21 protein-coding genes are annotated in these 25,512 nt (G+C 43.8%); 13 read left to right on the forward strand and 8 right to left on the reverse strand.

The window, feature by feature from the left end; genetic code table 11:
* Positions 1 to 51: 51 nt before the first annotated feature.
* The gene (locus tag IQQ51_RS00730) at positions 52 to 957 is read right to left on the reverse strand and encodes a hypothetical protein (protein ID WP_193840100.1); all 906 of its coding nucleotides are present in this window, start codon (positions 955 to 957) and stop codon (positions 52 to 54) included.
* A 394-nt stretch (positions 958 to 1,351) separates the two neighbouring features.
* On the opposite strand from IQQ51_RS00730, the gene IQQ51_RS00735 reads away from it, so the two are divergent.
* From IQQ51_RS00735 to IQQ51_RS00755, 5 genes are all read left to right on the forward strand, one after another.
* Positions 1,352 to 3,424, forward strand: a complete 2,073-nt coding sequence (locus IQQ51_RS00735) for an FUSC family protein (protein WP_193840101.1) — start codon at positions 1,352 to 1,354, stop codon at positions 3,422 to 3,424.
* Between the two features lie 154 nt (positions 3,425 to 3,578).
* Positions 3,579 to 4,487, forward strand: a complete 909-nt coding sequence (locus IQQ51_RS00740) for a LysR family transcriptional regulator (RefSeq protein ID WP_193840102.1) — start codon at positions 3,579 to 3,581, stop codon at positions 4,485 to 4,487.
* 128 nt (positions 4,488 to 4,615) lie between these two features.
* Positions 4,616 to 5,785: an MFS transporter gene (locus IQQ51_RS00745; protein ID WP_193840103.1), complete on the forward strand. Its 1,170-nt coding sequence runs from the start codon at positions 4,616 to 4,618 to the stop codon at positions 5,783 to 5,785.
* Positions 5,786 to 6,034: 249 nt separating this feature from the next.
* Positions 6,035 to 6,412 carry a hypothetical protein gene (locus IQQ51_RS00750; RefSeq protein WP_228012631.1) on the forward strand — a complete coding sequence of 126 codons (378 nt, stop codon included), beginning with the start codon at positions 6,035 to 6,037 and terminating at the stop codon, positions 6,410 to 6,412.
* A gap of 186 nt (positions 6,413 to 6,598) precedes the next feature.
* The gene (locus IQQ51_RS00755; protein ID WP_193840104.1) at positions 6,599 to 7,741 is read left to right on the forward strand and encodes a sensor domain-containing diguanylate cyclase; all 1,143 of its coding nucleotides are present in this window, start codon (positions 6,599 to 6,601) and stop codon (positions 7,739 to 7,741) included.
* 157 nt (positions 7,742 to 7,898) lie between these two features.
* On the opposite strand, the gene IQQ51_RS00760 is transcribed toward IQQ51_RS00755, so the two are convergent.
* Together IQQ51_RS00760 and IQQ51_RS00765 are read right to left on the reverse strand one after the other, a co-directional pair.
* Positions 7,899 to 8,645, reverse strand: coding sequence for a nuclear transport factor 2 family protein (locus tag IQQ51_RS00760; RefSeq protein ID WP_048609115.1), 747 nt, complete (start codon positions 8,643 to 8,645; stop codon positions 7,899 to 7,901).
* A gap of 201 nt (positions 8,646 to 8,846) precedes the next feature.
* Positions 8,847 to 9,347, reverse strand: a complete 501-nt coding sequence (locus IQQ51_RS00765; protein WP_193840105.1) for a nuclear transport factor 2 family protein — start codon at positions 9,345 to 9,347, stop codon at positions 8,847 to 8,849.
* A 164-nt stretch (positions 9,348 to 9,511) separates the two neighbouring features.
* Between IQQ51_RS00765 and IQQ51_RS00770 the strand changes: the two genes are divergently transcribed.
* Positions 9,512 to 10,384, forward strand: a complete 873-nt coding sequence (locus tag IQQ51_RS00770; protein ID WP_050650109.1) for a LysR family transcriptional regulator — start codon at positions 9,512 to 9,514, stop codon at positions 10,382 to 10,384.
* Positions 10,385 to 10,392: 8 nt separating this feature from the next.
* On the opposite strand, the gene IQQ51_RS00775 is transcribed toward IQQ51_RS00770, so the two are convergent.
* From IQQ51_RS00775 to IQQ51_RS00785, 3 genes are all read right to left on the reverse strand, one after another.
* Positions 10,393 to 11,415: a DUF2955 domain-containing protein gene (locus tag IQQ51_RS00775; RefSeq protein WP_193840106.1), complete on the reverse strand. Its 1,023-nt coding sequence runs from the start codon at positions 11,413 to 11,415 to the stop codon at positions 10,393 to 10,395.
* Positions 11,416 to 11,427: 12 nt separating this feature from the next.
* Positions 11,428 to 12,477, reverse strand: coding sequence for an HlyD family secretion protein (locus IQQ51_RS00780; protein ID WP_193840107.1), 1,050 nt, complete (start codon positions 12,475 to 12,477; stop codon positions 11,428 to 11,430).
* Positions 12,478 to 12,750: 273 nt separating this feature from the next.
* Entirely contained in the window at positions 12,751 to 13,647 is an 897-nt protein-coding gene (locus IQQ51_RS00785; protein WP_193840121.1) for a LysR family transcriptional regulator, read from the reverse strand.
* Between the two features lie 137 nt (positions 13,648 to 13,784).
* On the opposite strand from IQQ51_RS00785, the gene accD reads away from it, so the two are divergent.
* From accD to IQQ51_RS00810, 5 genes are all read left to right on the forward strand, one after another.
* Positions 13,785 to 14,651, forward strand: a complete 867-nt coding sequence (gene accD, locus IQQ51_RS00790; RefSeq protein WP_193840108.1) for an acetyl-CoA carboxylase, carboxyltransferase subunit beta — start codon at positions 13,785 to 13,787, stop codon at positions 14,649 to 14,651.
* Positions 14,652 to 14,966: 315 nt separating this feature from the next.
* On the forward strand, positions 14,967 to 16,766 hold the full coding sequence (locus tag IQQ51_RS00795; protein WP_193840109.1) for a hypothetical protein: 1,800 nt from the start codon (positions 14,967 to 14,969) through the stop codon (positions 16,764 to 16,766).
* A 547-nt stretch (positions 16,767 to 17,313) separates the two neighbouring features.
* Positions 17,314 to 18,969 (forward strand): DUF1800 domain-containing protein, encoded by a 1,656-nt coding sequence (locus IQQ51_RS00800; RefSeq protein ID WP_193840110.1) that lies wholly within the window; start codon positions 17,314 to 17,316, stop codon positions 18,967 to 18,969.
* The gene (locus IQQ51_RS00805; RefSeq protein WP_048611714.1) at positions 18,966 to 20,279 is read left to right on the forward strand and encodes a DUF1501 domain-containing protein; all 1,314 of its coding nucleotides are present in this window, start codon (positions 18,966 to 18,968) and stop codon (positions 20,277 to 20,279) included. Before IQQ51_RS00800 ends, IQQ51_RS00805 begins: the two co-directional genes overlap by 4 nt.
* 436 nt (positions 20,280 to 20,715) lie before the next feature.
* Entirely contained in the window at positions 20,716 to 20,958 is a 243-nt protein-coding gene (locus tag IQQ51_RS00810) for a hypothetical protein (RefSeq protein WP_193840111.1), read from the forward strand.
* A 137-nt stretch (positions 20,959 to 21,095) separates the two neighbouring features.
* On the opposite strand, the gene IQQ51_RS00815 is transcribed toward IQQ51_RS00810, so the two are convergent.
* Positions 21,096 to 22,907: a trans-sulfuration enzyme family protein gene (locus tag IQQ51_RS00815; RefSeq protein WP_193840112.1), complete on the reverse strand. Its 1,812-nt coding sequence runs from the start codon at positions 22,905 to 22,907 to the stop codon at positions 21,096 to 21,098.
* 142 nt (positions 22,908 to 23,049) lie between these two features.
* Here IQQ51_RS00815 and IQQ51_RS00820 point away from each other — a divergent pair, with 142 nt between their 5' ends.
* Positions 23,050 to 23,505 (forward strand): Lrp/AsnC family transcriptional regulator, encoded by a 456-nt coding sequence (locus tag IQQ51_RS00820; protein ID WP_050634531.1) that lies wholly within the window; start codon positions 23,050 to 23,052, stop codon positions 23,503 to 23,505.
* Between the two features lie 11 nt (positions 23,506 to 23,516).
* Here IQQ51_RS00820 and IQQ51_RS00825 read toward each other — a convergent pair whose 3' ends face one another.
* Positions 23,517 to 24,143, reverse strand: coding sequence for a type II secretion system protein (locus IQQ51_RS00825; protein ID WP_193840113.1), 627 nt, complete (start codon positions 24,141 to 24,143; stop codon positions 23,517 to 23,519).
* 407 nt (positions 24,144 to 24,550) lie between these two features.
* Between IQQ51_RS00825 and IQQ51_RS00830 the strand changes: the two genes are divergently transcribed.
* Positions 24,551 to 25,459 (forward strand): dienelactone hydrolase family protein, encoded by a 909-nt coding sequence (locus tag IQQ51_RS00830; protein ID WP_193840114.1) that lies wholly within the window; start codon positions 24,551 to 24,553, stop codon positions 25,457 to 25,459.
* The last annotated feature ends 53 nt before the right edge of the window (positions 25,460 to 25,512 follow it).

Here is a 25,512-nt window from a genome sequence, read left to right on the forward strand (position 1 = left end):
AAGAGCTAGCGCAAGCTGAGCCTGATATCGATGCGCTCTTACCCTGGAACTTCAAACATTAGCAAGTTCGCCCTGTGGGTTCATGGGGCGGATACGATCCAACACGCCAATGAGCACCTCCTCTTTAGAGCTGACCAGAGGGTGTAGAATCCACATCATCGCAACAACGGGTATATCTTGGATGCTCTTGTTGAAAAACGTACAGCAAGATAGGCCAGTAATAGTGCTCTTGTTCAGATACATTCTCAGGCATTCTTTTTGGAAAGCTTTGTATCGGGCGATAGTAATCTTTCTGTAAATGTAATTAACGCACCACTGACAAATCGACTTCGCCGCTCTTGCTATGGCTGTCGCTGGTGAGGCAGTACCCAAAGAAACGATATTGACCACTAACGTTGCGGAATTAAAAGAAAACTCCAACAACCCGTCTTCTAAGGCTGTCGCTTTAATTTTTCTTCTCACCACTCGTAGCGTCATCTGCCCTTGGCTATCCGCTACTGATATCACCTTGGTCGCTTTCTTATAGAGTGAAACGCCCTTCACTCCTTTATATGCGCCTTGAACTATCCCTTTGGTGTCTTTAATGAAAGGAGCAAATTCTTCCCAAACATCGCTGACTAAGTCAAAGATCAAAGGTTTCATCTCGGTGAATACGTTTGAAGGTAATAACTCCAATCCAGGAACGCCTTGAACCGTCCTGTTTACCTGAGCGAAGATCTCATTTGATGTGTCACCTACCGCTTGCCCATTATCGCTATCATTCGACTTTGATAGGTCCTTCACCTCATTCGTTATTTTTCTGACTTTGTTCAGCACCTTTCTATTTTTTCTGATTTGCTCAGGTGTTTTTACTGTGTCATCGATACTTACTTCACTAAAAAACCTAAGAAAGAAAAGTTGTTTGTCGTCTATCGGGTCACCTGTTATTTCCAAAGAATTGTTCAAAATATCTGGCATGATTCACTGTCCTTGTTCATCCATTTAAGATCGTTTAGCAAGTTGAATATTTACACACAAAGGAGGCTTATATGAAGAATTGTAAAACGCGAAAAGAGCCTCGAAACGTATTGGCGGACTCTTTATCTTTACCTCTCGGGGTGATCAGTAATCGCCCACCATATTGTTCGATATCCGTCTTTTCTGTGACTAAAAAGTTTGAGCTATAAAATCAAATGTAGCTTCTGTTTGAGCATAGAGCCAACTGACTCAGCTAGGAAAAGCTAGGAAGGTGTGGTGAGTCGAATCTCACCTAAAGGTTTGTTGTGCTTTAATTTATCAATCTGTGATTGAAGACAGCGCGGAAACAGATTTGGCGTTACACTCATTAAGATCAAACAAATAACGAGGGTCTATGACGTTTTCTCCTGCCATTTTGCGTAAAGTCTGGTACTCCCCTTCTATTAACCTTGGGCTTCGCGCCACCAGTGCCATTGTGCTGTTTCTCGGTTTAGGGGTGCTGTCGAATCAAACCACTATCGCCATGACCGCGCTGATGACCATGCCAGCCGCCCTGATTAGTGGACTCGACGCAGCTGGGCCAAGGAGATGGACACGTTTTGCGATCACCGCAACCGCTTGGGGCATGACTCTGGCCGTTAGTTACGCTCTGCTGAAAAGCGGACTGCCTTTATGGGTGACTTATGGTGCTATGGGTGCATTGCTTGCCAGTGCGGCGGTAAACGGTCCATTCTGGGCGAGGCTCGGCATGTCTAGCCTCCTGATTGCTGTGGTCAGTCTGTCGCTTCATAACTCCAACACAGCGTTAAGCTTGTACCCGATGTTGGTACTTGGCCCCCTTACTTTTTCGCTGTTTAGCTGGCTTTGGTTTGCGCTATGGAAGCACTATGCATTGCGCGTGTGTCTGTCCGCGATTTACGAAACCTTGGCAGACTACATCCAATATCGACAAGCATTCTTGTTAGGTAGCGAAAGTGATGCACCGAAAAGACGCATCAAATACCAACTCATCGAGTTGTTCCAACAGGCTCTTCAATCTGAATCTTTTCGATCTAAACAAGAAGATGCTAACTCGCTCCGACAAGCCTTGTTCCTCGCGCTTGATATGTTTGAAGTGATAATCAGCAGCCACACAACAAATCCCGATCTATTAAGCCAATTTCAATCCAATAAACACAAACGAGACTTGCTATTGGTATGGAGCCAACATTGCCAGCAAAGGTTAAGACACAAAGCCAAACAGCTTCTGCTTAACACAAACGAAGAGATGAAGCATTTAAGTTCATTACAACAAGAAGCCGACGACTTGATTGAAGCGGTCAAGCTCGAAGACCAACCCCGCTTTCGTTATTGGGCATTCGCCGTTAAGCACATCTCTCGCCGTATTGAGCTTAATGAACCCGCTTATGAACGTTCTTTTGAAGTACAGCCGTTCGAGCTATCTTTTCGCCTGCCAAGCCGAGGCAATCCAATATGGCGTCATGTTACCCGTATCGGTTTAATGTTCGCACTTGGCGCTGGAATTGCGGAATACTTTGAATTGATTCGCCCTGATTGGGTTCTGATTTCGATGCTAATGGTTATTCAACCAAGCTTCTTAGCGACACGCAGTAAAACGTGGCAACGCTGTTTAGGTACGGCGCTTGGTGTGCTGTTCGCGACCTCTTTGATTCACATTGGTGTACCGACGACCGCGATGTATTCGCTTATCGTCATCCTCTTGCCTGTCGCGATGCTTAATATTATGCGCCATTACTCGCTAGCCATTGGCTGTATTACGGCGCTATTGATTTTGGTGTATCAAACCATGGCGCACCAAGGGCTCGACTTTGCCGCGCCACGCGTTATCGACACCGTAGTCGGTGGTGCGATTGTTCTGCTCGGATATAGCTTGTTATGGCCGCAATGGCGAGGCAAAGAGATCCACACTCAAGCGTTAAAAGCGCTTAATAGTTCAAAAATCTTATTTGTGTATTGCTACGAACAGCTCCAAATTGGCACCGAACACCATGACCATACTGCGCTAACCAAGCAACGTGCCGCTATGCTAACCGCCGAAAGCGACCTAGAGCTGATTTACAACGAGATGCAGCAAGAGCCAAAACACACTCGCGCCGACCCTCATTATTATGAAGATATGCTGAGCCACTATCGATTGTTAAGCCATTACCTCTGCTTGCTGATTCCGCTGGTCAGAAAAGGCACGCAATACCAAGGCTCGCAACAAGTAGAGAGTTTGATTCATGATGCTATGGACGCCTTGATCAATACCATTCGTGATAACCGCGTCCATGAGCTGCCCGCGCTCACCAATCAAACTGACACCGACCACCCAATGTCTGCAGCTGGGCAACGTTCAGTAGAAGAAATCATCTGGTTAGCACTGATGACTGTAAAACAAATGCACGATTTAGTTCGGCGCAATCTCGAAAACGAAGAGCTTGAAAACGAAAAGCTTGAAAGCTGAATACGTAGGATTATCGCCCCACTCTCACAAGTGACCAGAGCCTTGCAAACGTTGTTACCCTATGGTTTGCTAGCAAGGTCTTTGTGATTGATAATAAAAGCAATATAGGCGCACGTAAGCGCTTTTTTATCACCTAGGTTTATATTGAGGCTATATGGAAATCAAAGTACTAAAAAGCTTTGTGGCTGTCGCGACACATTGCAGTTTTTCAAAAGCTGCAAAAGAGTTGAATACCGTTCAACCTGCCATTAGCCGCCATATCACAAGCCTTGAACATGAGCTTGGAGTCAGCTTATTTTTCCGTACATCTCGAGAAGTCGTCATTAGCGCCGCAGGGCAGCACTTACTTAAAGATGCGATTAGACTCATCGAACAAACGGAACAAGCCAAACAGTCCGCGATTCGAGCTTCTTCTGGTTGTATTGGTACTTTAACTATTGGTTATCTTGGAGGCGCAACTCTGAGCTTTTTGCCTCGTTTAATTCGACAGTATATTGCTGAAAACCCCAATATTGATGTTGATCTTGTTGAGATGACGGCTTCTGAACAGATCGAAGCTCTGGACAAACGAGAGATCGATATTAGCTTCTCTCGTCCACTGCCGAACCTGCTTGTTGATGATTACACCTCGGTGACGATTTATACGGATAAGCTTGTTGCCGTTTTGCCCGTCACCCACGAACTGGCTCAATACTCCACAATTCAAATAAAACAACTGCAGCAAGACCCTTTCATCTTATTTGAACGTGAACAAGCGGTAGGGTTATTTGACTCCATAATTACTCAATGTGACCTATCTGGCTTCTCTCCAAATATAAAAAAACAACCCAACAACATGCAAACCGTGTTGACTCAAGTATCTTCTGGCTTAGGTGTCTCTATCGCTCCGCATGCAATTCGTGATTTACGCAGTGAGGGATGTGTATTTGTTAATCTTGAATCTGTGGACGTACAAATGCCATTAGTGATGACACACCATTCGCATACTCTATCCCCCACGGCCAGTATATTTGTTGCTGTCGTACAGAGTGAGATTGAGGCGATTCAACAAAACATGGCTTAGAAAGTTATCTATACCAGATTCGTATAGAATTTAAATCAAATGGTTATTTTTGTTATTCAATCGCTAACCTTAGACTTAGCTCATCGAAATCATTCATTAAAACGATGAACCAAAGTTAAGGTGTCACCATGTCAAAAGCGACTAAAGAAGTGTTGAGCACAGGACGTTTGTTACTGATGTCGAGCGCAGTCTCGGCAACTGCTGCGAACCTTTATTATAACCAACCTATCTTACCTAAGATCGGCGCAGAGCTAGGGTTAACAAGCGAACAGCTAGGCGCAGTGCCAGCTGCAGGTCAGATTGGTTATGCAGTGGCATTGTTATTCTTATCGCCATTAGGAGACACGTTACCCCGAAGACGCCTAATAGCGATCTTGTCTGTCATGTTGGTGTTGTCATCTTTTGTCGCGTTTACTGCATCTAGCTTAGTGGCTCTGGTTGTTGCGTGTTTTGCGATTGGTTTGAGCGCCAACATCACTCAGCAACTGATTCCATTTGCAGCGTCATTAAGTACTCCTGAAACGAAAGGGAAAGTCATTGGAACGTTAATGACTGGCCTAACTGTGGGCATCTTGCTTTCTCGCACACTCAGTGGGTTCATCGGTGAGCAGTTTGGGTGGCGAGCGGTATTTATGATGTCTGCAAGTATTGCGATGGTCTTTGGTGTGTTGCTGTATGCCTTTTTAACGACGAACACGCCGACAACTAAAATACCTTACCTTAAACTGGTTGCGAGCATGGCCACGTTAATCAAGCAGCATGCGACATTGCGTACTTCCGCTTTAACTGGCGCGCTTTGGTTTGCTTCGTTCAATGCGCTGTGGGCAACGTTAGCTCTGCACGTCAGTGAATCTCCGTTTAATTACAATGCACAACAGGCAGGAATGTTTGGTGTTATTGCACTTGCTGGGGTAATTGGTGCCAAAGTTTCAGGGTCACTGGTAAGCAAGTTTGGCTCTCGAAACATGATCAGCATGGCGTTAGTTATTATTACTGCTGGTTTTGTTATATCGGGTCTTTTCGCTGACACATTGGCTGGATTGATCGTCGGTATCATCCTCATCGACCTTGGGGTATTCAGCGCTCAAGTATCGAACCAAGTACGCGTATTCTCAATTGACCCCCAAGCTCAAAGTCGTATCAACGGAATCTATATGCTTGCTTACTATCTCGGTGGTGCGTTTGGTTCATTTGTGGGAATTCAGGCATTTGAACGTGCGGGTTGGATGGGTGTTGTGGGCTTTAGTATTGCGGTCGTGATATTGAGTTTTATCGCTAACCGTTCAAATAGGAAATAAGGCGTCCAGTCTTAGCCTTTAAGCTTTCCAATATACACAACGGATATTCACTCTGTGTTTGATAGCAAATTACCGACCAGTGATTTGCTATCGTTCTAGATCTAATAAGGCAGTAGTAACTCTACTCTCTCAAGTTTTGAATATCATGATTCTCAAACTAGCTTTCCTGCCTAGAGCGCTGTTATGCCTTTGCGAGATGATCTTGGTCTATTCTTATCTTTTAGACGACTGAGTTCCGAGGCTTTGAGCATGAATAAACTGTTTATAATCTTATTGGTTTTTATTTTGTCCGGATGCGGTACAAGTGATAGTGCGTTGATTGAGAGTGGTCACAACACCTCTTACATACAGGGCTTTCACGATGGTAGACATAGCGGCATGCAAGAAAGCGGCAATAGCTTCGAAAACTACATAAAAGATGGAAAGCGTTTTGAATCAGACGGTGACTACAAGCAAGGCTGGATCGCGGGTGAATCTGAGGGGAAAAAGCTACAAGCGGAAGCAACAGCGATCGGTAAAGGTGCCGCTGCTAGTTATCCTCAAAAATCGACAACGACCGATTTAGATGACGTAGCAAAAGACACCTTAAAAGGCGTCGATACATCGGGTTTAGAGAATTTAAAATAAAGGTATAACAAAGCCAAGGTTGGGCTCTGGAATAACTCGTACCTTGCCCGACGCTTGCCAATGCACCTGAGCATAAATTGATCTGCATCAGCATATGGTTTAATAATGATTAACTACTAAACATTCATAATACAAATTGCGCAATACTGAATTGAGAGAGTTCATTTTTACGTTGTTGGTGATTTCATGGATGTACACACCTTAGCTATATATACCTCTTTGTTAGCAGCCACGGTTGCGAGTGCTATGTTGTTAACTCATAAATATATACTCGCAGGCACCACGTTAGGGGTGAATTACATTGCTTATGCTGCTTTGCTGTTAGGAGCCAGTGTTACCCCACTTTCGTTCGGCGTTACTCAATCTTCAGAATCCATCGTTTTTCTTTCCAATGGTGCATACGCAACGGCTTTTGGTTTGTTACTCGTCGGCATAACCGTGTTACGAGGAGCAAGTCGATCTTTTCTCGTAATATCAATCATCATTAGCTCCCTTGGCATTAGCTTCTTCCTTTATAGCGCCATAATTGCGCCTTCTGTTGCTTCTAGGATCGAGGCACGAAGTATTCTCGTTGTGACGATATGTATCTTAGCCCTCTGTGCAAACTATTCCGGGGAAAAGCACGATAACAGAGAAGCAAAGTGCCTGTTGAACCTAACCCTGTTTATCAACATTATCTATATGGCAATTAGGGGCATACTTGCTCATACCAAAGGAACGAATTCAAACTATTACCTGATATCAGATATTCATAAATTGTCTTTCGTTATCATGACAATCACAATTATTAGCCTCGCATTTTCAGTGTTTTGGATCTTAACTGATCGTTTATTAAAGCAAACCTATCGTTCATCGATCACTGATGAACAAACAGGCCTTTATAACCGTAGAGGCTTAGCAGAGCTGATACCCAAGCTTGTTCAACCAGGCCGAGAGAGTGACATTTCTGTACTGATGGCCGACCTAGATCACTTCAAAAAAATTAATGATACCTATGGTCATGACAAGGGAGATGATGTGATTAAGCACTTTGGTCAAATTCTTGAAGATACATGCCGCACAAGCGATTTTTGCTTTCGCTATGGTGGAGAGGAGTTTGTGGTCATGTTACCTAGAGCGAATAAAATTCAAGCAATGCAAATAGCTGAAAGAATAAGAAACCACGCAAAACACAACTCCAATCAAGAGCTCTCTTCTGGCACGTATACTGTCAGCATTGGCGTGACTCAAGCTCTCATAAACGATGACTGGAATTCATTAATTAAAAGAGCAGATAACGCCCTCTACGACGCAAAATCTCAAGGGCGCGATTGCATTGTTGAGCGTTAAGCCGAGTTGTAAAACAGTGTAAATATTCTTCCATCGCAAAACATGTTGGCTAAGATTTAACAAGTTAAACACACACAACAAGTAAGGTTAGCAAGGATGCGCATTTTTCGTTTTGTTTTAGCGATAGCATTATTAGCGTAACCCCCTTAAAGCGACTCTAGAACTTTCCGCCATTTACCCATTCTGCTTTTGGTGGCACGGGCTCTTGGTTTACCCATATCTCTTTAATTTGACCTTCCTCAACTCGGAATAGATCAAAACGCGCAACCTCGAGACCATTATCAATAACTCGGCTGTAAGCTGCTACGAAGTTACCTTGACCGACAATCTTGAACACTTGGTCATAGCCACCAATATAGCTATCCAAAGGGCTCACATCTGAGGCTTGATAAACGGCTAGCTCTTCGTGCTGGAGGTACTTTGATAGCTTGTCTTTCTGCCCTAGTACCATGACATCACATAAAAAATCACGGATAAGGTTTTTATTCTCTTCTGTTTTATCTAAGTCAGTATGATTGATTGGCCCTTGCAGTCGACCTTCCCCTTTCGTCGGTTGAGCTTCGAAGGCAGAGATTACATCCCAATGTTCAATAATTTTATCGTCATAATCGGTATCGAATAAATCCGTGGTCACCCACTTATACTCACCATTATTAATATCTTGGAATGCTTGAACAAACACGAATTGGCCATCGACGATTGAGCGTATGATCTTTATGTCTCTAACAGGACAGCGTTTTAAGAAGGGTTCGAAGAACTCAACAAAACCATCAATACCATTGCGTACCCCAGTGCTATGTTGAGTATAACGTTGACCGGTGTACTTCGTTACCGCCTCTAATGCATGACCATCGCGGATACCTTCCATATATAGATTAGTCGCATTCGCTAGCTTATTGCTCATAAATAGTTTCTCCAAACTTAATAGTGCCAAAGTACGTTATTTGGCTCGTACGCTGAAACCCTGATGAAGATAGTTTCAGGTGCCCTTTTAACTGCCGGATTGTTAAATCGGCTCTACCATCGCGTCGCTATTCAAAACCAAGCTAAGCTCGATATACGTCTACAGCATACCGAGCCTTTACTACCTAATTGGTCACTGTGGCTACTGTTTGGCGTGATAAGCTTTAGATACTGCGTAACTATCCTCAAGCCAGTTCCAACTCTTCACTTTGCCATCTTCAACCTGAACTCGAACTGCCCAGCTGAATTTACCTGTGTCTACACCAGATTCATTAGCAATAGCACTCATGCTGCCCATAAATACTGCTTGGTCGCCGTTTACAAAACTATAGTCTGTTGACCAGCTTGTGACTTTCAAACCTGCGCCAAATAGAGGCAAGAAAGTGTTGAGCACTTTTTCTTTTGACTCCCAATTACCGATCCAAGGGATGTCGGCGTCACCTTCGTTGTGCCAGACAAAATCATCGGCCATTAATGACTCGAGTTTTTCCATATCACCAGAGCCTGCCGCCCATAAGAATGCTTGAGCCGTTTCTAGTGTCTTCGCTGAATCGACTGCTTTTGTTTCATCTGCAAGGGCTGGAGTGAGTTGAAAGAAAGCCAGAAGACTCGCTAGACCGATAAGTAGATTTTTCTTTAACATTTTCTTTCTCCTGATTGTCAATTTTGAAGCTCAATGCGTGGGAGATTAGAAGTGCCATCTGTGCATGCTTTGAACTTCAGTTCTGTTTGTTGCCTTGTTGAGATAACTATAGCTGTGCTAAATTTTTGGTAAACTCACTAATTGAACACTTTGGATATGCGCAAATGCACAACATAAGATGGGATGACCTGCAATATGTTCTAACAGTGGCGAATGAAGGGTCCCTATCGGCCGCGGCAAGAGCACTTGGTGTAAACCACAGCACCGTTTTACGTCGTATTGACACCTTTGAGTATCGTCACAAACTACGAATTTTCCATAAACTTCCTACCGGATACAAACTAACGGTTGAAGGACAAAAGCTTCTGGAGTCAGCTCTCGCTATCGAATCCACAGTAAGAGAATTGGAACACAAGATTTTTGGACAGGAATTGAAGCTAGAAGGAACGCTAAGAATAACGACGACCGATGCGTTATCTCGCCTCATTCTGGGTACTCATTTGGCTGCTTTTCATCGGCTTTATCCAAAAATTCAGTTAGAACTCAGCCTCACATCTCGTCAATTGGATATTTCACACCTAGATGCAGATATCGCGATTCGCCCGGCAAATGAGTTACCAGCCCATTTGGTTGGGACCAAGTTAAGTAAAATTGCCTTTGGTGTTTACGGATCGCCAGAATATATAAATGGCCTTAAGAGTAAGCACCCCTTAAAGTCTGCCTCTTGGTTAATGATGCATAGAGGCAGTGCTTCGCTACAGGTTTCTGAACTGATTTCGGAAGACAAAATTGTCATGAAAGCCGACTCTTTTGAGCCCCTGATCATCGCGGCTGAAAATCAGATGGGGCTGGCCTACTTACCCTGCTTTTTAGGTAATAGTAAGAGAGCTCTGCAAAGAGTGGATATGGAAGTGATGCACCAAAATACAGACCTATGGATGATGACTCATAAAGATTTAGAAGATTCAGCCAGAGTTAGAGCATTTTTTAATTTTATGAAAGGCGCAATCAAATCAGACCATAATCGGTTGGCCTGATTTGATTATTAGCGAACGAGTGCCGGCTCTTCACCAGTAGGCTTACGAACAAAATGACACAAAGCCCACAGCACAAACAAAGTCACAGTCAGCTCCCAAGCGCGTAGGAAGGTACTTTCCAACCCTAAATTGCTACTGGTCATATACAACTGAATCGGCAGCATGGTCGCCAATAACGCATCGGCATGAACGTCTCTCGCTAGACCTTTCGCTTTGGCCATTGATGCGGTGATCATAAAGGCAAATAAACCCAACACTATGGTGTAGTAACCGAATGTTGACTGATGCCCTGCCATCAACAAGGTGAACACCACGGCTACTGCACAGCCGCCTACTTGAGTTTGAAAACGGCGGTCAACCACGTCGATAAAGCTTTTGTGTGTGGTTTGGGTTGCAGCAGCAATCACTGGCACCATGCAGAACGTTGCAGAGATGATGTCGACAATCATCAAGAATGCCAAACCAAGACCGATCAACGCGAGTGAAATTGCTCTGCTCTCAAATGTGACAGGCTGTTCTTTAAATACAGGAGGCTTGTTTCCTTGCTCAACAGGGAACAGAGCTACCATGATTTTTGCTACTACCATGGTAATCAACATGGATACCAAAATTTCATGAATACGCATCGGCATATCCATGGTGGTGTGCTGAGCAAACACCACAATCAAGATCCAGTTGAAGGTTGGCATCAACATTTTACCTTTCTTCGCTGGCGTAGTGGCTCGACGACGCATAAAGTCTAAGAAGAACAGGCTAATGGTCCACACCACAAACGGATGCTGTGAAAACACGTCAGTCACCACCAATGCTGTACTTGCTGCCAATAAAGTGGGTGACAAGGTACGGATCAGGCCAAGCCAAGAGTAATCTTTGTTCTTGGTCATGATGATGGTTGGATACAACGCCAGATAAACGGGAGAGTCTAGGTTTAGTTGCTTTCCCAACACCATACAAATCGTCACAGTTAGTGCGACACGCAGCGCTTCATTACGTTGAGAATGACCCTGTGCGGTGTTTTCGAATGTCCACATCGTCATCTCCTACTAGTAGATGTAGCGAAATATTGAAACCAAGTGAATCCAAGCAGAGCCAATCACGTGCATTATTGGATTACCGCTTTCAACAATCACACTCGCGCGTGAACCTGAGATCATCGAAGGATCCAATTCGTTAACAGTAATGCGGGTACGTACTTTCTGTTGCTCACGGATCCAACGCGTATCATTAGTCACGCTAGACAGCTTGCCATTGGCGTTATTGGTGTCGTAAATCGCACGCTCTTGGCTACTCACTTCACCCGTAAAGACTTTGCCCGGTAGCGCATCAAAAGAGACCAAAACTTCGCGACCATTAGTAAGCTTACCAATGCCTTTCTCATTGAAGTCTGCACTGACCCACGCATGAGCTTCGTCCACCAGCAGCAATGATGAAGTACCTTGAGTGATATAACTGCCCGATTGCAATTGTAAGTTGGTCACGACACCTTCCGTTTGCGCGACGACTTGAGTGTGGCCTAAATCCAGTTCCGCACTGGCAAGTTTTGCTTCTGCTAATTCAATGGCCGCTGTGCGGTCTTGGGTAGAGAGCTCAACCTCAATACGTTTCACTTCCGCGTTCGCAGCTTCAACCGCACTACTCGCAACTTGTGTATTGGTGATTGCGTCATCAAGATCTTGTTCAGTCGCGAGCCCTTTGTTACGCAGTTTTTGGTTACGTGCGAGTTTCTGTTTCGCATTGTGGTATTCAAACTCTCGTTGGCTTTGTGTTTGTTTCGCTGCGGCTAATTGCTGCCACTTTGCTGAATCAGAATCACGCGTTTGATGCAGTTCGGCTTTCGCTTGTGCCACTTTCAATTGGTAGCTGCTGGCATCGATAGCAAATAATGGCTGACCTTTTTCAACCAACTCGCCATTGCTAACCATAACATCGGTAATCACACCGGACACTTCTGGCGCAATGGTCGCTACGTTACGATACAAAGTCGCTTGAGTGGTGAAAGGGGAAACATTATCTGAGGTGACTAAAAAAGCGGAGAAAAATGCTGCCGCTGAAAAAACAGTGTAAATCGCGTATCTATAAAAATTTTCGTTCATGCTTGTGCCTAGTTTTCATTCATTATGACGCGCCGCGCTCACGGCTTATTCGATTCTCTTTTCTACGAAAACTAGGTTATAACCATTCACAATTGGAAAATAGAGCCAATAAAAGAAGTGTGGATTCCACATTTGGAAAGGTTGAAGATTTGTACCAATTTCGCTCAATGGTTGAGCGAAAAGGTCAGGTTTGGGTGTATTGAAACGTTAGAAGACTGAATCAAGGTGAGCTTAAGAGGAGTTTAACAGTGGAAGCTCACACACAAATCCAAGTTACTTCCCTTGATCCTGTAAGTGCGCAATGAAAGCCGGAACCTTTTTCGCTATGTGCTTTCTTGATGCATAAAAGGCGTATAAGACTAAGTCTTCAGGTTGATATTCAAGTTCTATGATCTCTAGTTCGCCTGTCTCGATCTCTTGACGACAGAGTTCTTTAGGAAGTATCGCAAAGCCCAAACCAGCCAATGCGCCAGCTTTAGCAAGTTGTCCGCTATTCACTTTAAACGCAGATTTTACTCTTTGAGTAATCACCTCACCTGTTTCGTTCTTAAATACCCATGGCGTTCCGTTTAGCGCGGTAAAGCTATTAATACACGGTACATGTTTCAAATCCGTAATTTTAAAAGGCTTAGAGGATGTGCGAAGAAGTTTGGGGGAAGCCACAACAATGCTAGACCAACGTTTAATCTCTTTCGCTATCCAATTATTATCCTCAAGTTTCCCTCGATGAAAACTCAGAATAACGTCAAATCCATCGAGCAAGTCCTCTTTAGGACTGATGCTTGTATCGCAACACAATGAAATAGAGGGGTATTTGGTGCAGAAGGAAACAACGGCTTGAGCGAGTTCCTGTGAATCAGGCATTAGAATGTTGAGCTGCCCCACCACATGACGTGAATGCTGCGTTACCTCCGTAAGCGCTTCGTTAAGCTTGTCCAACAAAGGCTGAGTACGTAAATAAAGATGCTCGCCTGCTTCTGTCGGGGCTATACGACGGGTCGTTCTATCGAACAATCGAGCATCTAACTGCTCTTCTAATAAAGCAATGTGACGACTTACATTTGAGGTCGGCAAACACAAAAACTCCGCCGCTCTTTTAAAGCTATTGTTCTCATAAACACAATGAAAACTTTTTAACCATTGTTGGTCAATCTTCTCAAGCATTCCCATTAATCTCATCCATATCAATAATCCGCCCACACCAACAATCCCACCAGATAGGATTATAAAGCCAATATTAAGCACTTTATTACCAAAAACAGGCTTATACAATGCTCATCATTAAAGTGAACTGGATAAGGTTTCCAATGAGTTGGTTAGAAAAGCTATTAGATAAGAAAAATATAATAAGCACCCGTAAAGCTTCAATTCCTGAAGGGGTATGGACCAAGTGCTCTGCGTGTGATCAAGTCTTATACCGATTAGCCCTTAGAGAAAACCTGGAAGTCTGCCCAAAGTGTCATCATCACATGAGGATGACAGCACGCTATCGTTTAGACAGCTTCTTGGATAAAGGAGTGATGACTGAAATTGGTAGCCAACATGAACCACAAGACTTACTCAATTTTAAAGATCAGAAACGCTACAAAGAACGTATCTCACTTGCTCAAAAAAGCACGGGCGAAAAAGATGCCCTAGTCGCTGCAAAAGGAGAACTTTTGGGGCTTCCGGTAGTGGCGTGCGCTTTCGAATTTTCTTTTATGGCAGGTTCGATGAGCAGCGTTGTGGGTGCTCGCTTTGTTGACGCGGTTAACTCAGCCATTGAGGCTAATTGTGGATTAGTCTGCTTTTCGGCTTGTGGTGGAGCTCGCATGCAAGAATCGCTAATGGCATTAATGCAGATGGCCAAAACCAGTGCTGCGTTAAAGCGATTATCCGATGCAAAGCTCCCTTATATATCCGTGTTAACCGACCAAACCTTTGGCGGAGTCTCGGCAAGTATAGCTATGCTCGGTGACATCAATATAGGTGAACCTAAAGCCCGAATTGGTTTTGCCGGTCGCAGAGTGATTGAGCAAACGGTACGTGAAAAATTACCTGACGATTTTCAACAGAGTGAGTTCCTACTCGAGCATGGTGCTTTAGACATGATTGTTGATAGACGTGAGATGCGCGCACGAGTGGCCAAGCTAATCGCAATGATGACCAACACTCAGATTCAAGTTGAGCATTAAAAACCTCCCCCTCTAACTCCCCCTCAAATGACCAACAACGATCTCTTTAGATTAACGACCGAGGGGGAGAACGTTCTTTATCGTTGAACATCTGGCTGTACTTGTAACGTTCGCATTCAGTTACTTCCCTTCGAGTTTCACTCTAAAAATCATACTTTGTTTTAGAGTGAAATAAGAGCGTCTAAAATGATGACGTAGATCTGAAGAGTTATGCTTGAAATGCGACGAATACCACTAGTAAACATATTGCATAAATTTACATTGACATGATTAAATATATCAATGATTTATGCATTATGGATTGAATTAAATTATATGACATGGAATAATTTTTACAAGATACCGCTCTCTTTATCTGTATTAGTTCTAACTGGCTGTGGTGGTAGTGATGGTAGTTCACCAACTAGTGCAGTCAATGTTGCACAAACCAGCTATCAAATGGAGTCTGGTGCGTTTGAACAAACCTATGTAAATATCCCTTTCAGTGTGAAATATAACGCAGGAGACGGTCTCTACTATGGCATCATGAGTGACAGTGGGAGTTTGATATCTCGGGTTGAGTACAACATCAATAACGATGCAACGGGTCACGTCAGCGTATACATGAAGCCAGGTTATGAAGTCGGCAACGGCACAAACTCCACAACAGCTCAGTTCGCAATTTGTTACGATGAATACTGTAACCAACACTATTCCGGCTCGCCAGTCGCCCTCACTTTAACCAACAAAGTGACACTAGATCATAAAGTGGATCTCGCCGCTCCTACAATAGAAACGGTAGCAGAACTCACTGATGTGAACGTATACCAAAATGTATCTGACGCCATCAATCTTTCTGGTTCTGATCTGCACAACCTCCGCGTAGAAGCTCGAGCCAATAGTTCATTTGTAACATCCGTTACACCTTTTATTGGTCCATCTAATATTGGCCTAACTATGAACTTAGAAACGCCATCGGTCCTTGGTTTGGGCTCATTTAGCACCACTCTGAATGTTGACGTGTGTTACGACTATAACTGTAACTACCCGATTGAAGGCAGCCCATTAACCGTTCCCGTCAGCTACAAGATCAATAACACTTCACTAAATCCTGATCCAGATCCTGATGGAGGCAATCCAACAACGCCGAGTTCTATTATCGATTTTGAAAATGCTCCACTTCACAACACTGTCGATGCAATTTATTCCGACACATTAAATGTAATTGCTGTTGTATCCGATAGTCCAAAGGATGCGATCTACTTTTATAGCCTGAACGATGCTACGGCCTATGAGATCGAGCTTTATAGATCGCCTTCAGCTATCACTGTCGATAACAGCAATGGTACTAATCGCTTTGTGGTCGGCCACGATGCGATGATAACCATGCTTGAATACAACGCCTCCTCTCCAGTAGACACCCAAGTATCCAATATCTACCATTCCCATGATGTATTTGATTTAACCACCAATGGTAATTACGTATGGACTTTGCCAAAAACGGATCAATGGGTTGACCTACAAATCATTAATCTTGAAAGCGGTTCGGTTGTGTCCGCAAGTGATTGGGGGTACTACGAAAAAACCGTACTCAAAATTAGCCCTAACAGCCAAGCTTTCTATAGTTTAGATACTAATGTTAGTCCTGAAGATGTCGCAAAAACGGACATTTCTGACCCGGAAAATCCTATTAACCCTGTCGATTCACCTTACCATGGTGACTACAGTTTCTGTGATGATTTCTGGTTCAATCATACGGGCACATTCATATACACACAATGTGGAGTGAGATTAAATGTGTCGAGTAACGCTGGGCTTGATATGACTTACGCAGGGAAGATCACTTTACCTGAACTCAATGCGTGGCCTTACACTTCTACAATTCAGACACTGGATGAGTCTCACGATAGCAGCAAAATTGCTTACTCTCTTGAAGGAGAAAGCAACGAAGTAATAGTGTTGACTTCAAACCACTTGAACCTATCAGAAACTATTACTCTTCCGGATACCGTCGTAGGAAATAGTACTTACACCACAGTGCCTAAGTTCTTATTCTTTGGCACTGACGGTCAGCTAAATATCGTCGGTAATGCTACGGTAAACGGCATAACACGCACATCGATATTACAACACTGACTAAATAATCGGTAATAATACAAGGCCTCGCAAACGCGAGGCCTCATTTTTATATCTCCATTGGTTGCTACTGAAAAACTACGCACTGTATCCCTCTTCACGGTCTTAACTGCTTACATCAGGGGCGTGATATAATCTGCTACTTTAGCATTGGGATATACCCTAGGTTTCATTGTAGTAAACTCATAGGCTCGCTTAAAACTCCCTTATTTTCAGAGCTATATTGTTATATTCATATAAAACTTGGCTTAAATGATGAAACAAAACTGTGCTTTATTAACGTCAATATCGATGCAGCTGTCAGCTAATGATTTTACGCTAGACCTTTAACTCAATCGAATTTTGTTAATATGTATCTGTGCTGCTATGAGTTGCCTGCACCCTGTAAATATCAAATTTCCGTATCACAAAGTAATATAAATTCGCAGTGTGCCTTATTGTCAAATATGAACCCGTCGCACAGTTTATATTGGGTTAGATTGCTGTAAATGATGATCTTCGTTAGTGTGCAGAAAATCATCTGCAGTAATAAGATTTCTGAATTTTTATGTTAAAGCGCTTTGGCTTCAAATTATGTATATGCTTCGTTAGTCTCTCATTGCTTTCGGCATGTGGTGGAGAAGATAGCAGTTCGGGAAATGGTAGTACTCCTGAACCAGCTTCCCTGACTCAAGATCAGCGTTACGACCTTCTCTACCGTTCGACATTTGGTCCACAGCCAAACTCCTATCAAGAATTAGAAAGCTTAGGCTATATCAATTGGCTAGATAAACAATTTTCTGCGGCTGCAAGTTTGCATTCAACACGCCTAAAATCTTACCCGCTGGAAGCTGATAAAGACACTTACAGCCAAGCAGATCGCGTGGCAGTTTGGTGGGATATCAGCATTAATGCACCAGACCAATTACGACAGCGAGTCGCGTTTGCATTGAGTGAAATTTTTGTAATTTCACGGTATGGCGCTAGCTTGGGTGGTCGCGCGTTAGAGATGACCGACTATTACGATATACTCATCAAGCATGCTTTTGGCAATTATCGTGATCTGATTGAATCAGTGACTCTTCATGCCGCGATGGGCGATTATTTGTCAATGATGGCTAATCAAAAGGCTGATCCAGAGAGTAATCGCTTCCCTGATGAAAACTATGCACGTGAAGTTATGCAACTGTTTAGCATCGGGCTTTATGAATTAAATTCCGATGGTACAGAGAAACTTGATAGTCAGGGGCAATTGATTCCAACTTACTCGCAGGATGACATAGAAAACCTTGCACGGGTATTTACTGGTTGGCACATAGCTGAGAAAGCTAGACCAGCGTGGGGCTCTAAAGATGGGAATTGGTTCCTGCCAATGGTCGCTTATCCTGAGCGCCATGATGATGAAGAAAAAGTGGTAATAGGCGAAGTATTTGCACAAGGACAAACCGCTGAGCAAGATATGGCTCAGGCGATGGATATGTTGCTTAATCACCACAATACGGCTCCGTTAATCAGTAAACACCTTATCCAAAGATTGGTGACCTCGAACCCTTCTCCTGCTTATATTGCTCGAATTAGTGCACTATTCGCCGATAATGGTGAGGGAGTTAGAGGTGATCTTAAAGCAGTAATTCGCGGGATTCTAACTGATCGTGAAGCACTTAGCGGCAGTGTTCGATCGCCCGCTAAGATGAAAGAGCCTATAATCGCGATGACCAACTTTTTCCGCGCATTTGAAGCAAAATCAGCCGATCCCTCCGGGCGATTCCATAACTCTATAGATATGTTCAGGTCCTATGGACAATCTCCACTTGGTTCGCCCAGTGTGTTCAATTTCTTTTCTCCTGACTACGCCCCAAATGGTGAGATAGCTGCCGCAAATGATGTTGCACCAGAGTTCGAGATACTGAGCTGGAATAATTTCATTCTCACCAATAATCAGCTTTGGAATGCAACGGGCAGAACAAATTACGAAAGTGAAGATAATCCTAAACGCATTGTAATAAATACAGCACCTTTAGAAGCAATCGCTAATGACCACACAGCATTGATCGAAGAAATTGAGAGGCGTTTACTGTCTCTGAGAATGAGTGAGTCACTCAGAGCCGTGGTATTGGAGTCTTTAGAAAGCCTTCGCGATACGCAGCAAAGTTTAAAGGTCCGCAATGCACTGTATATTGTTGTGACTAGCCAAGAGTTTCATATTGAGGAATTAGCCCAATGATTTCACGTCGTCAACTATTAGCGGCTATGGCCTCGACACCAGTTGTCTCAATGATGGGAACTGGCTCTGCACATGCGCTACCAAATAATGATTATAAAGCGCTAGTTTGTGTATTTTTGTTCGGCGGAAATGATGGCTTTAACATGTTGGTACCCAACGATAATGCACACTATGATGAATACGCAGCAGCTCGTCCAGATATTGCCATCTCACAAGCATCATTATTGCCTTTGTCATTGAATACAGGCTCAGGTCTAACATTAGGTTTACACCCATCAATGGTTGATGCTCAACGTCTGTTCAATAGCGGGAAAATGGTTGCCATTTCAAACAGCGGAGTGTTGATTGAACCTTCCACAAAAACGGGGTTAAAGGACGGAACGCATGCGATGCCACCGTTTTTATTCTCTCATAATTCGCAGCAAACTGAGTGGCAACGCGGTTGGTCTGGAAGTACAACAACGTTAGGCTGGGCAGGTCGAATGATGGACGTACTCAGTAGCGATACCGATACAATTAGCCCAACATTTAGCCTTAATGGGTACGCTCAGCTATTAAATGGCAGCGACTATAGTGCCAATCTTATTAATGCCTCGTCGTTGCCTAAAGTGAATGCCATAAACAACGCTCAGCGCCGTAAGAGCTTTGATCAGGTGATGAACCTATCTCCTCTGACAGCGTTTGGAAGAGAGTTTGATCGTGTGAAGAGTGATTCAATTTCAATACGAGATACACTAGCTTCAGCGATTGATTCAATACCTGAAGAAGGGCATTTCCCAGATATTTCTTTAAGTCATCAGTTACATACGGTTGCACGATTGATTAAGTCGAGCGATCAACTAGGGCATCAGAAGCAAGTTTATTTTGTCGGGTTAGGTGGCTTTGATACACATGCCAACCAGTTGAGTGACCATGCGGAATTGATGAGTGCTTTGAGTCAGTCGCTTGCAGCGTTCAATCAGTCAATGGAAGCCGCAGGGCTGAGCGATAAAGTAACAACAATGACAATGTCTGACTTTGGTCGACGCTTAGCGAGCAATGGCACCGGAACAGATCATGGCTGGGCAAGCAATCATCTTGTGATGGGCGGAGCATTAAATAGTGGGCAACTATACGGACAGTGGCCATCGTTAATCTTGGATGGGGATAATGATTTCAATAAAGGGCGAATGATTCCGACGACTTCTGTGGAGCAAATTGGTGCAACTATCGCAAAATGGATGGGAGTTCGGAATAACAGTGCAATGGACTATATTTTTCCTAACTTAGTCAATTTCTCGGTAAAAGATTTAGGGTTCTTGAATGTATAAAAATTAAATTTTCATTAGAACCGCCAGTACTCTTTGGCCAACATGTTTTTAAAAGGACAACTGGCGCTAACGATTTTAAAGTTCATTTTCATAACCTTACCAAGACAAAAGATGTAGTACTCCATTAAGACAGATGCATCATTCTCCCCCTCAAATGACCAACGACGGTCTCTTTAGATTAACCCCCGAGGGGGAGAACGTTCTTTATCGCTGAACATACAACTACACTTGTAACGTTCGCATTCAGTCCCTCCCCTTTTCTTCGCTACGATCAATAAGAGATTGAAGAAGTAAACCGTACACAGTTACATTCCATTGGATTGCTTAATTTGAACTAGCTTCTTATGGTTAAAATGCCTATTGTACAAACCATAAAATTATAAAGACTCGCGGCCTTTGCCACAGAGACTCTCCATTTAAAGCGAAAAGACTTACTATGAATTTTGATATCAATGCACTGAAACACCACCAACTGGTCGAAGATGGTCAACTTGAGGGGTGTTACATTCATCAGCCTGTACAGGGCAGTCTGCCAGACGATAAAGCCGTTTTAGAAGAGCGCCAAGCGCTGGAAAGTCAAGGATATAAGGTGGTTCAGGTTAAAGCGAAAGGCGGAACAACTACGTTTGCCGAAGCTATGCAAGAGCTTGCGAAAAAGACAGGCCACCAGCCTAAATAGTAAGTAACTTGGTAAACCAATATTGTCACTTGGTTCTATATCGAGAAAGCACCCTACCGACTACTGAGTCAGCAGGGTGCTTTTTTATTGACTGCTTTTTACTGACTAATCTTGTTAACTTTCCTTACTGAGCTAAGTTACTGACTCAGCTGACTGAACTTCGGCAAGCTCTTTACAAACCTCTGGTGTACATCCATATAAGTTTGCATATAGATTTCATCGATATTGTCACCACTCGGGAAGCTAGATGAGAAGTCGGCGTGTTTACGGTCAATCGATAACTTGGCTGCCTCGATAATATGAGCAATGAACATGCGGGGATCTTCTAAGCCGATAGAAATACGCATTGTGGTCGGTTTGATGCCTGCTTCATTGAGCGCATCGTCGCTCAGTTCTGAGTGCGTAGTCAGTGCCGGACATAACGCGACCGTGTTGGTTTGCCCAAGGCTCACTTGCATACCGATTGCTGGTTCAAGCATGTCGAAGAACTGTTTGAATCCATCTCTATTAATAGGCGCACGCTCGCCGTTACCTTCCATATCGATTGTGAAAAGAGCCGCTGGTAGCCCCAAGTACATGTTGTTCTGGCAGTGTTCATAGTTATCACTATCTGGCAGAGCTGGACACGACACATTGATGTCTGGGTGAGCATCGAAGATCTTCGCAAGAGTCAGCGTGTTGATGGTTTTCTGCATCACACGCATCTCATAGGTTTTCATGCCATTGAGCACTTCAAACGCTTTGTCTGCATCTAAGAATGCGCCTTTAATGTAATACACATTCCAAAACAGGGTTTCGTTCCATGGGATTGTGGTTTCATTGCCGTTTGGTTTGGTGAACGTTACCTCTTCTCCTTTTGGCACAAACATAGTTTCATTACGACCAATGACTACGCCAGCCGTTGTGGTGCCTGAACCCGCTAGCTCTTTGGTGTAGGAGTGAATCACATAATCTGGTCTTTCCATCACATCATCACGTTTGAGTACAGGATGAAGCAATGGTGTGCCTACTGTTGAGTCGACAATCACATCCCAACCACGAGAGTGACCAGCTTTACTGATACTGGCGACATCTAAAACATATCCATGCGGGTTACACGGTGATTCAAGGTAAACGTAGATTTTCTTACCCGCAGCGAGGCGACCAGCGTATTTGTCAGCAACTTCATCAAGGCGAGTCGCAAACTCATCTCCGGAGTAACCATCCACCCACTCTACCGCAACATTCAGATTCGAAGGTTTTCCAAACCAATCTTCCAACAGTTGGTAGGAACCGCCGTAGATATTGCGCGAGGCCAACACAATGTCTTCATGCCCAAGTAAATGGCTCAACAACCCATCAATGGCCGCCATACCCGAGTTAAAGTTCCATGCGAGGTACTCATTGGCTCTAGAGCCAGCCTCTAGGTCAACCATGTGGTTAGCCAGTGAGATTGAGGTTGGGTTTAGCAGTCGAGAGTAGATATCGTGCAGTGGCTCTTTACCGTTAAACGCATCTTCAATCCATTCTGTACAGGCAAACAAATAGGTCGCGGTTCTTGTAATGACAGGGCTGGCAGAGAAAATAGCAGCCACATTATCGAAGATTGGATACGCACCTTTGGATGCAAAATTACCATTGTTAGTCGCAATGGATTGGTAAGTGGCACGCATCGGGTTTTGTAGATTATCGAGGATCTTAGCGATCTGGAATGACAAAAAGCGTTTGGCGTTAAACCAAGCGATACGGTCACTCTTGTCGAGCTCTGAAAGCCCGTCAACGGTCAAAGCCCAAAGGTCGTGAGTCTTAGTATTGGCTTTGTACAGTGTCGTTGCCAGCTCAATCAGCGTGATGCCGTAATCACTGTTTGGGTCGATACCAAAATGCTTTGCTTGCTCAATGGCAAGGGCTTCTGCTTGTTCGTGTTTGGTGGTTTTACGTAGCGGGCTAAGTTGAGTTGAAGTATTCATAATTCCTAAGTCATTCCATGCTTGTTGTTCCTCCTTTAATTTTAGTTTTGCACCGATGTTAAAAATTGCTATTTGCGAAGTAAGACATACACTTTGAGCAATAATATTGCCAAATAAACTTCAATATTGATGGAATATGCTAATGGATGAGATCGACAAGAAAATACTGGCTGAACTGCAAAACAACGCTCGCCTGACCAATCAAGAGTTGGCCGACCGCGTAGCGTTGTCACCCTCTCCTTGCTTACGCCGAGTTCGAGCACTGGAGAAACAAGGGATCATTCGTGGCTATCACGCTAGCGTAGATCAAGAAGCGTGTGGCTTACCTGTGAATGTGTTTGTGTTGGTGAAACTTGAAAAGCCGACTGAAGAGAACATGCGCGACTTTGAACAGCACATTGAAGTGATTGACGAGGTGTTAGAGTGTTTTCTAATGACGGGCAATCACGACTACCTATTGCATGTAGTCAGTGAGTCGCTAAAAAGCTACGAGCAGTTCATCCGTAAACAACTAACTCGCCTGCCGAATATTGCTTCTATTGAATCCAGCTTCGCGTTTGGGCAGGTAAAAACCAAGACTAAGTTGCCAGTAAGGTAATTAGAAACGACTTAGTTTAACGGTTCAGAAGGCATTGGATAGTCATCTCCGATTATACAAACAAGCGCGCCACCAAAGGCTTTGTCGTAACGTACTTTTCCGGTCGTATTAGAACTTTCGAGACTCGTATTGCCATCGACAATCTGATTAATTTCTTGTGCCACTTTTGTTGGTACTAACCAGATACAAGCCGCAAGAGAACAAGTTGATGACGACGATTCACAACCTGTCTCGGAGCTTCCTCGTGCCCATTGACTACCCTTTTCCTTAAGCAGTAATTGCGTTGCTATGTAATCTGGGTGGTCGATGTACTGATCGCCCCCTATCCATGTATCCTCATAAGGTAGATATGGTCCTTGCCATGTTGATAAGCCCGGATTTTCAATTAAGTGATTGATGTTTAAGTAGCCGAAGTTCGTATCGGTATCGGAAGTAATAGGAGGCAGAGAGCCGTTATCACGAGAATATTGCTCAGCAGCATCCAAAACAGTATTCAGTTGACCGATTAGAAATTTTGCCTCGTCGACACGGGACATACGGTTCCCGAACTGGTTGTAGATAAAAAAAGTGGCAATGAGCATCAGTAAGCCAAACGTTACAAGTTTCCATTTTTTTATCTGACGCAAAAGTTTCAACATCTATTTTATCTCTCATCAAGAAGGTTCTGATAACGCTAAGGTCGTCCCTATGAGAAAGATTATACCAGAGTAAAATCAAGCGTTTTGCATTGAAACGTACTTGTCCATGTCTGCGGAAAATAAGCCTAGCTCTAATGTGCCCAACTTAGAGCTAGAACCTCCCTAAAAACAAACAATCATCACACCCGACTTCACTGACTTAACCCTCTAATCAACCTTGTATTGAATTCCTCCGAAAACAAACCAAAGCGATGGGAATTGATTTGAAGTGATCGTTTTATCTGACTGTCATCTAATTTTTGTACTTTGATATAACAAATAGCTTAAAAGATATTGAGCGATCGTTCAATTATATGAAAATTTCCACTATAGTTGATTGGTCAAACAACTCACAACAAGGAAAAGTTATGAATCCAAATACCGAATCGCAATCAACGCCGACTCGATCTATCCCTCAAGAAGCATTTGATTGGTACGACGAATATGCACACGGCCTGATTGATCGCAGAGAGTTTATGGCTCGTCTATCTGGGCTAGCTGTACTTGGCTTTACCATGACGACGCTAACTTCTGCACTGATTCCTAATTATGCGCAGGCAGAGCAAGTCTCTTTCAATGACCCTTCCATCAAAGCAACCTACGAGAAGTTTCCCTCACCTAAAGGACACGGCGAAGGCTATGGCTACTTGGTTGTACCCAAAGAGTTAGAGGGCAATGCACCTGTTGTATTGGTCATTCATGAAAATAGAGGCCTCAATCCATACATAAAGGATGTGGCAAGACGACTCGCTGCGGCGGGGTTTATTGCGTTTGCACCTGATGCACTCTATTCGCTTGGCGGGTATCCAGGTAATGATGACGAAGGTAGAGCGATGCAGAAGTCGCTATCAAAAGAGAAAATCGAAGAAGACTTTATCGCAGCGGCAAACTTCTTGAAATCCCATGAAAAAAGTAACGGCAAGCTAGGCGCAGTCGGTTTCTGCTTCGGTGGCTACATCGTGAATATGTTGGCTGCGGTAATGCCAGAGCAACTCGATGCGGGCGTTCCGTTCTATGGTACTCCTGCCGCACCAGATTTAAGAAAGAACGTAAAAGGCCCCTTGCTCATCCAATTCGCAGGAATCGATAAACGCGTAAACGCGACTTGGCCAGACTATGAAGCCGAACTCAAAGAGAACGAAGCAGACTACACCGCTTACATCTATGACGGCGTGAACCATGGCTTTCATAACGATTCAACTGGCCGCTATGCTGAAGAAGAAGCAGAGTTAGCTTGGAAACGTACACTTGAGTTCTTTAACCAAAAGCTTTCTTAATAGTTAGCTTTACTGAACCCGTTTTCTTTAGATTCCGAGTGACTGCCCTATTC

This window comes from Vibrio sp. OPT18, assembly GCF_015163615.1.
GTDB classification, from domain to species: domain Bacteria; phylum Pseudomonadota; class Gammaproteobacteria; order Enterobacterales; family Vibrionaceae; genus Vibrio; species Vibrio coralliirubri.

What these genes read in the sequence shown, in the direction of transcription:
- IQQ51_RS00820 (WP_050634531.1), top strand. Translation starts at nt 23,050, where the DNA reads ATGGATGAGATCGACAAGAAAATACTGGCTGAACTGCAAAACAACGCT.
- IQQ51_RS00795 (WP_193840109.1), top strand. Translation starts at nt 14,967, where the DNA reads ATGACATGGAATAATTTTTACAAGATACCGCTCTCTTTATCTGTATTA.
- IQQ51_RS00825 (WP_193840113.1), bottom strand. Translation starts at nt 24,143, where the DNA reads ATGTTGAAACTTTTGCGTCAGATAAAAAAATGGAAACTTGTAACGTTT.
- IQQ51_RS00760 (WP_048609115.1), bottom strand. Translation starts at nt 8,645, where the DNA reads ATGAGCAATAAGCTAGCGAATGCGACTAATCTATATATGGAAGGTATC.
- IQQ51_RS00800 (WP_193840110.1), top strand. Translation starts at nt 17,314, where the DNA reads ATGTTAAAGCGCTTTGGCTTCAAATTATGTATATGCTTCGTTAGTCTC.
- IQQ51_RS00780 (WP_193840107.1), bottom strand. Translation starts at nt 12,477, where the DNA reads ATGAACGAAAATTTTTATAGATACGCGATTTACACTGTTTTTTCAGCG.
- IQQ51_RS00740 (WP_193840102.1), top strand. Translation starts at nt 3,579, where the DNA reads ATGGAAATCAAAGTACTAAAAAGCTTTGTGGCTGTCGCGACACATTGC.
- IQQ51_RS00810 (WP_193840111.1), top strand. Translation starts at nt 20,716, where the DNA reads ATGAATTTTGATATCAATGCACTGAAACACCACCAACTGGTCGAAGAT.
- accD (WP_193840108.1), top strand. Translation starts at nt 13,785, where the DNA reads ATGAGTTGGTTAGAAAAGCTATTAGATAAGAAAAATATAATAAGCACC.
- IQQ51_RS00775 (WP_193840106.1), bottom strand. Translation starts at nt 11,415, where the DNA reads ATGTGGACATTCGAAAACACCGCACAGGGTCATTCTCAACGTAATGAA.
- IQQ51_RS00765 (WP_193840105.1), bottom strand. Translation starts at nt 9,347, where the DNA reads ATGTTAAAGAAAAATCTACTTATCGGTCTAGCGAGTCTTCTGGCTTTC.
- IQQ51_RS00830 (WP_193840114.1), top strand. Translation starts at nt 24,551, where the DNA reads ATGAATCCAAATACCGAATCGCAATCAACGCCGACTCGATCTATCCCT.
- IQQ51_RS00730 (WP_193840100.1), bottom strand. Translation starts at nt 957, where the DNA reads ATGCCAGATATTTTGAACAATTCTTTGGAAATAACAGGTGACCCGATA.
- IQQ51_RS00735 (WP_193840101.1), top strand. Translation starts at nt 1,352, where the DNA reads ATGACGTTTTCTCCTGCCATTTTGCGTAAAGTCTGGTACTCCCCTTCT.
- IQQ51_RS00745 (WP_193840103.1), top strand. Translation starts at nt 4,616, where the DNA reads ATGTCAAAAGCGACTAAAGAAGTGTTGAGCACAGGACGTTTGTTACTG.
- IQQ51_RS00805 (WP_048611714.1), top strand. Translation starts at nt 18,966, where the DNA reads ATGATTTCACGTCGTCAACTATTAGCGGCTATGGCCTCGACACCAGTT.
- IQQ51_RS00770 (WP_050650109.1), top strand. Translation starts at nt 9,512, where the DNA reads ATGCACAACATAAGATGGGATGACCTGCAATATGTTCTAACAGTGGCG.
- IQQ51_RS00815 (WP_193840112.1), bottom strand. Translation starts at nt 22,907, where the DNA reads ATGAATACTTCAACTCAACTTAGCCCGCTACGTAAAACCACCAAACAC.
- IQQ51_RS00785 (WP_193840121.1), bottom strand. Translation starts at nt 13,647, where the DNA reads ATGGGAATGCTTGAGAAGATTGACCAACAATGGTTAAAAAGTTTTCAT.
- IQQ51_RS00750 (WP_228012631.1), top strand. Translation starts at nt 6,035, where the DNA reads ATGAATAAACTGTTTATAATCTTATTGGTTTTTATTTTGTCCGGATGC.
- IQQ51_RS00755 (WP_193840104.1), top strand. Translation starts at nt 6,599, where the DNA reads ATGGATGTACACACCTTAGCTATATATACCTCTTTGTTAGCAGCCACG.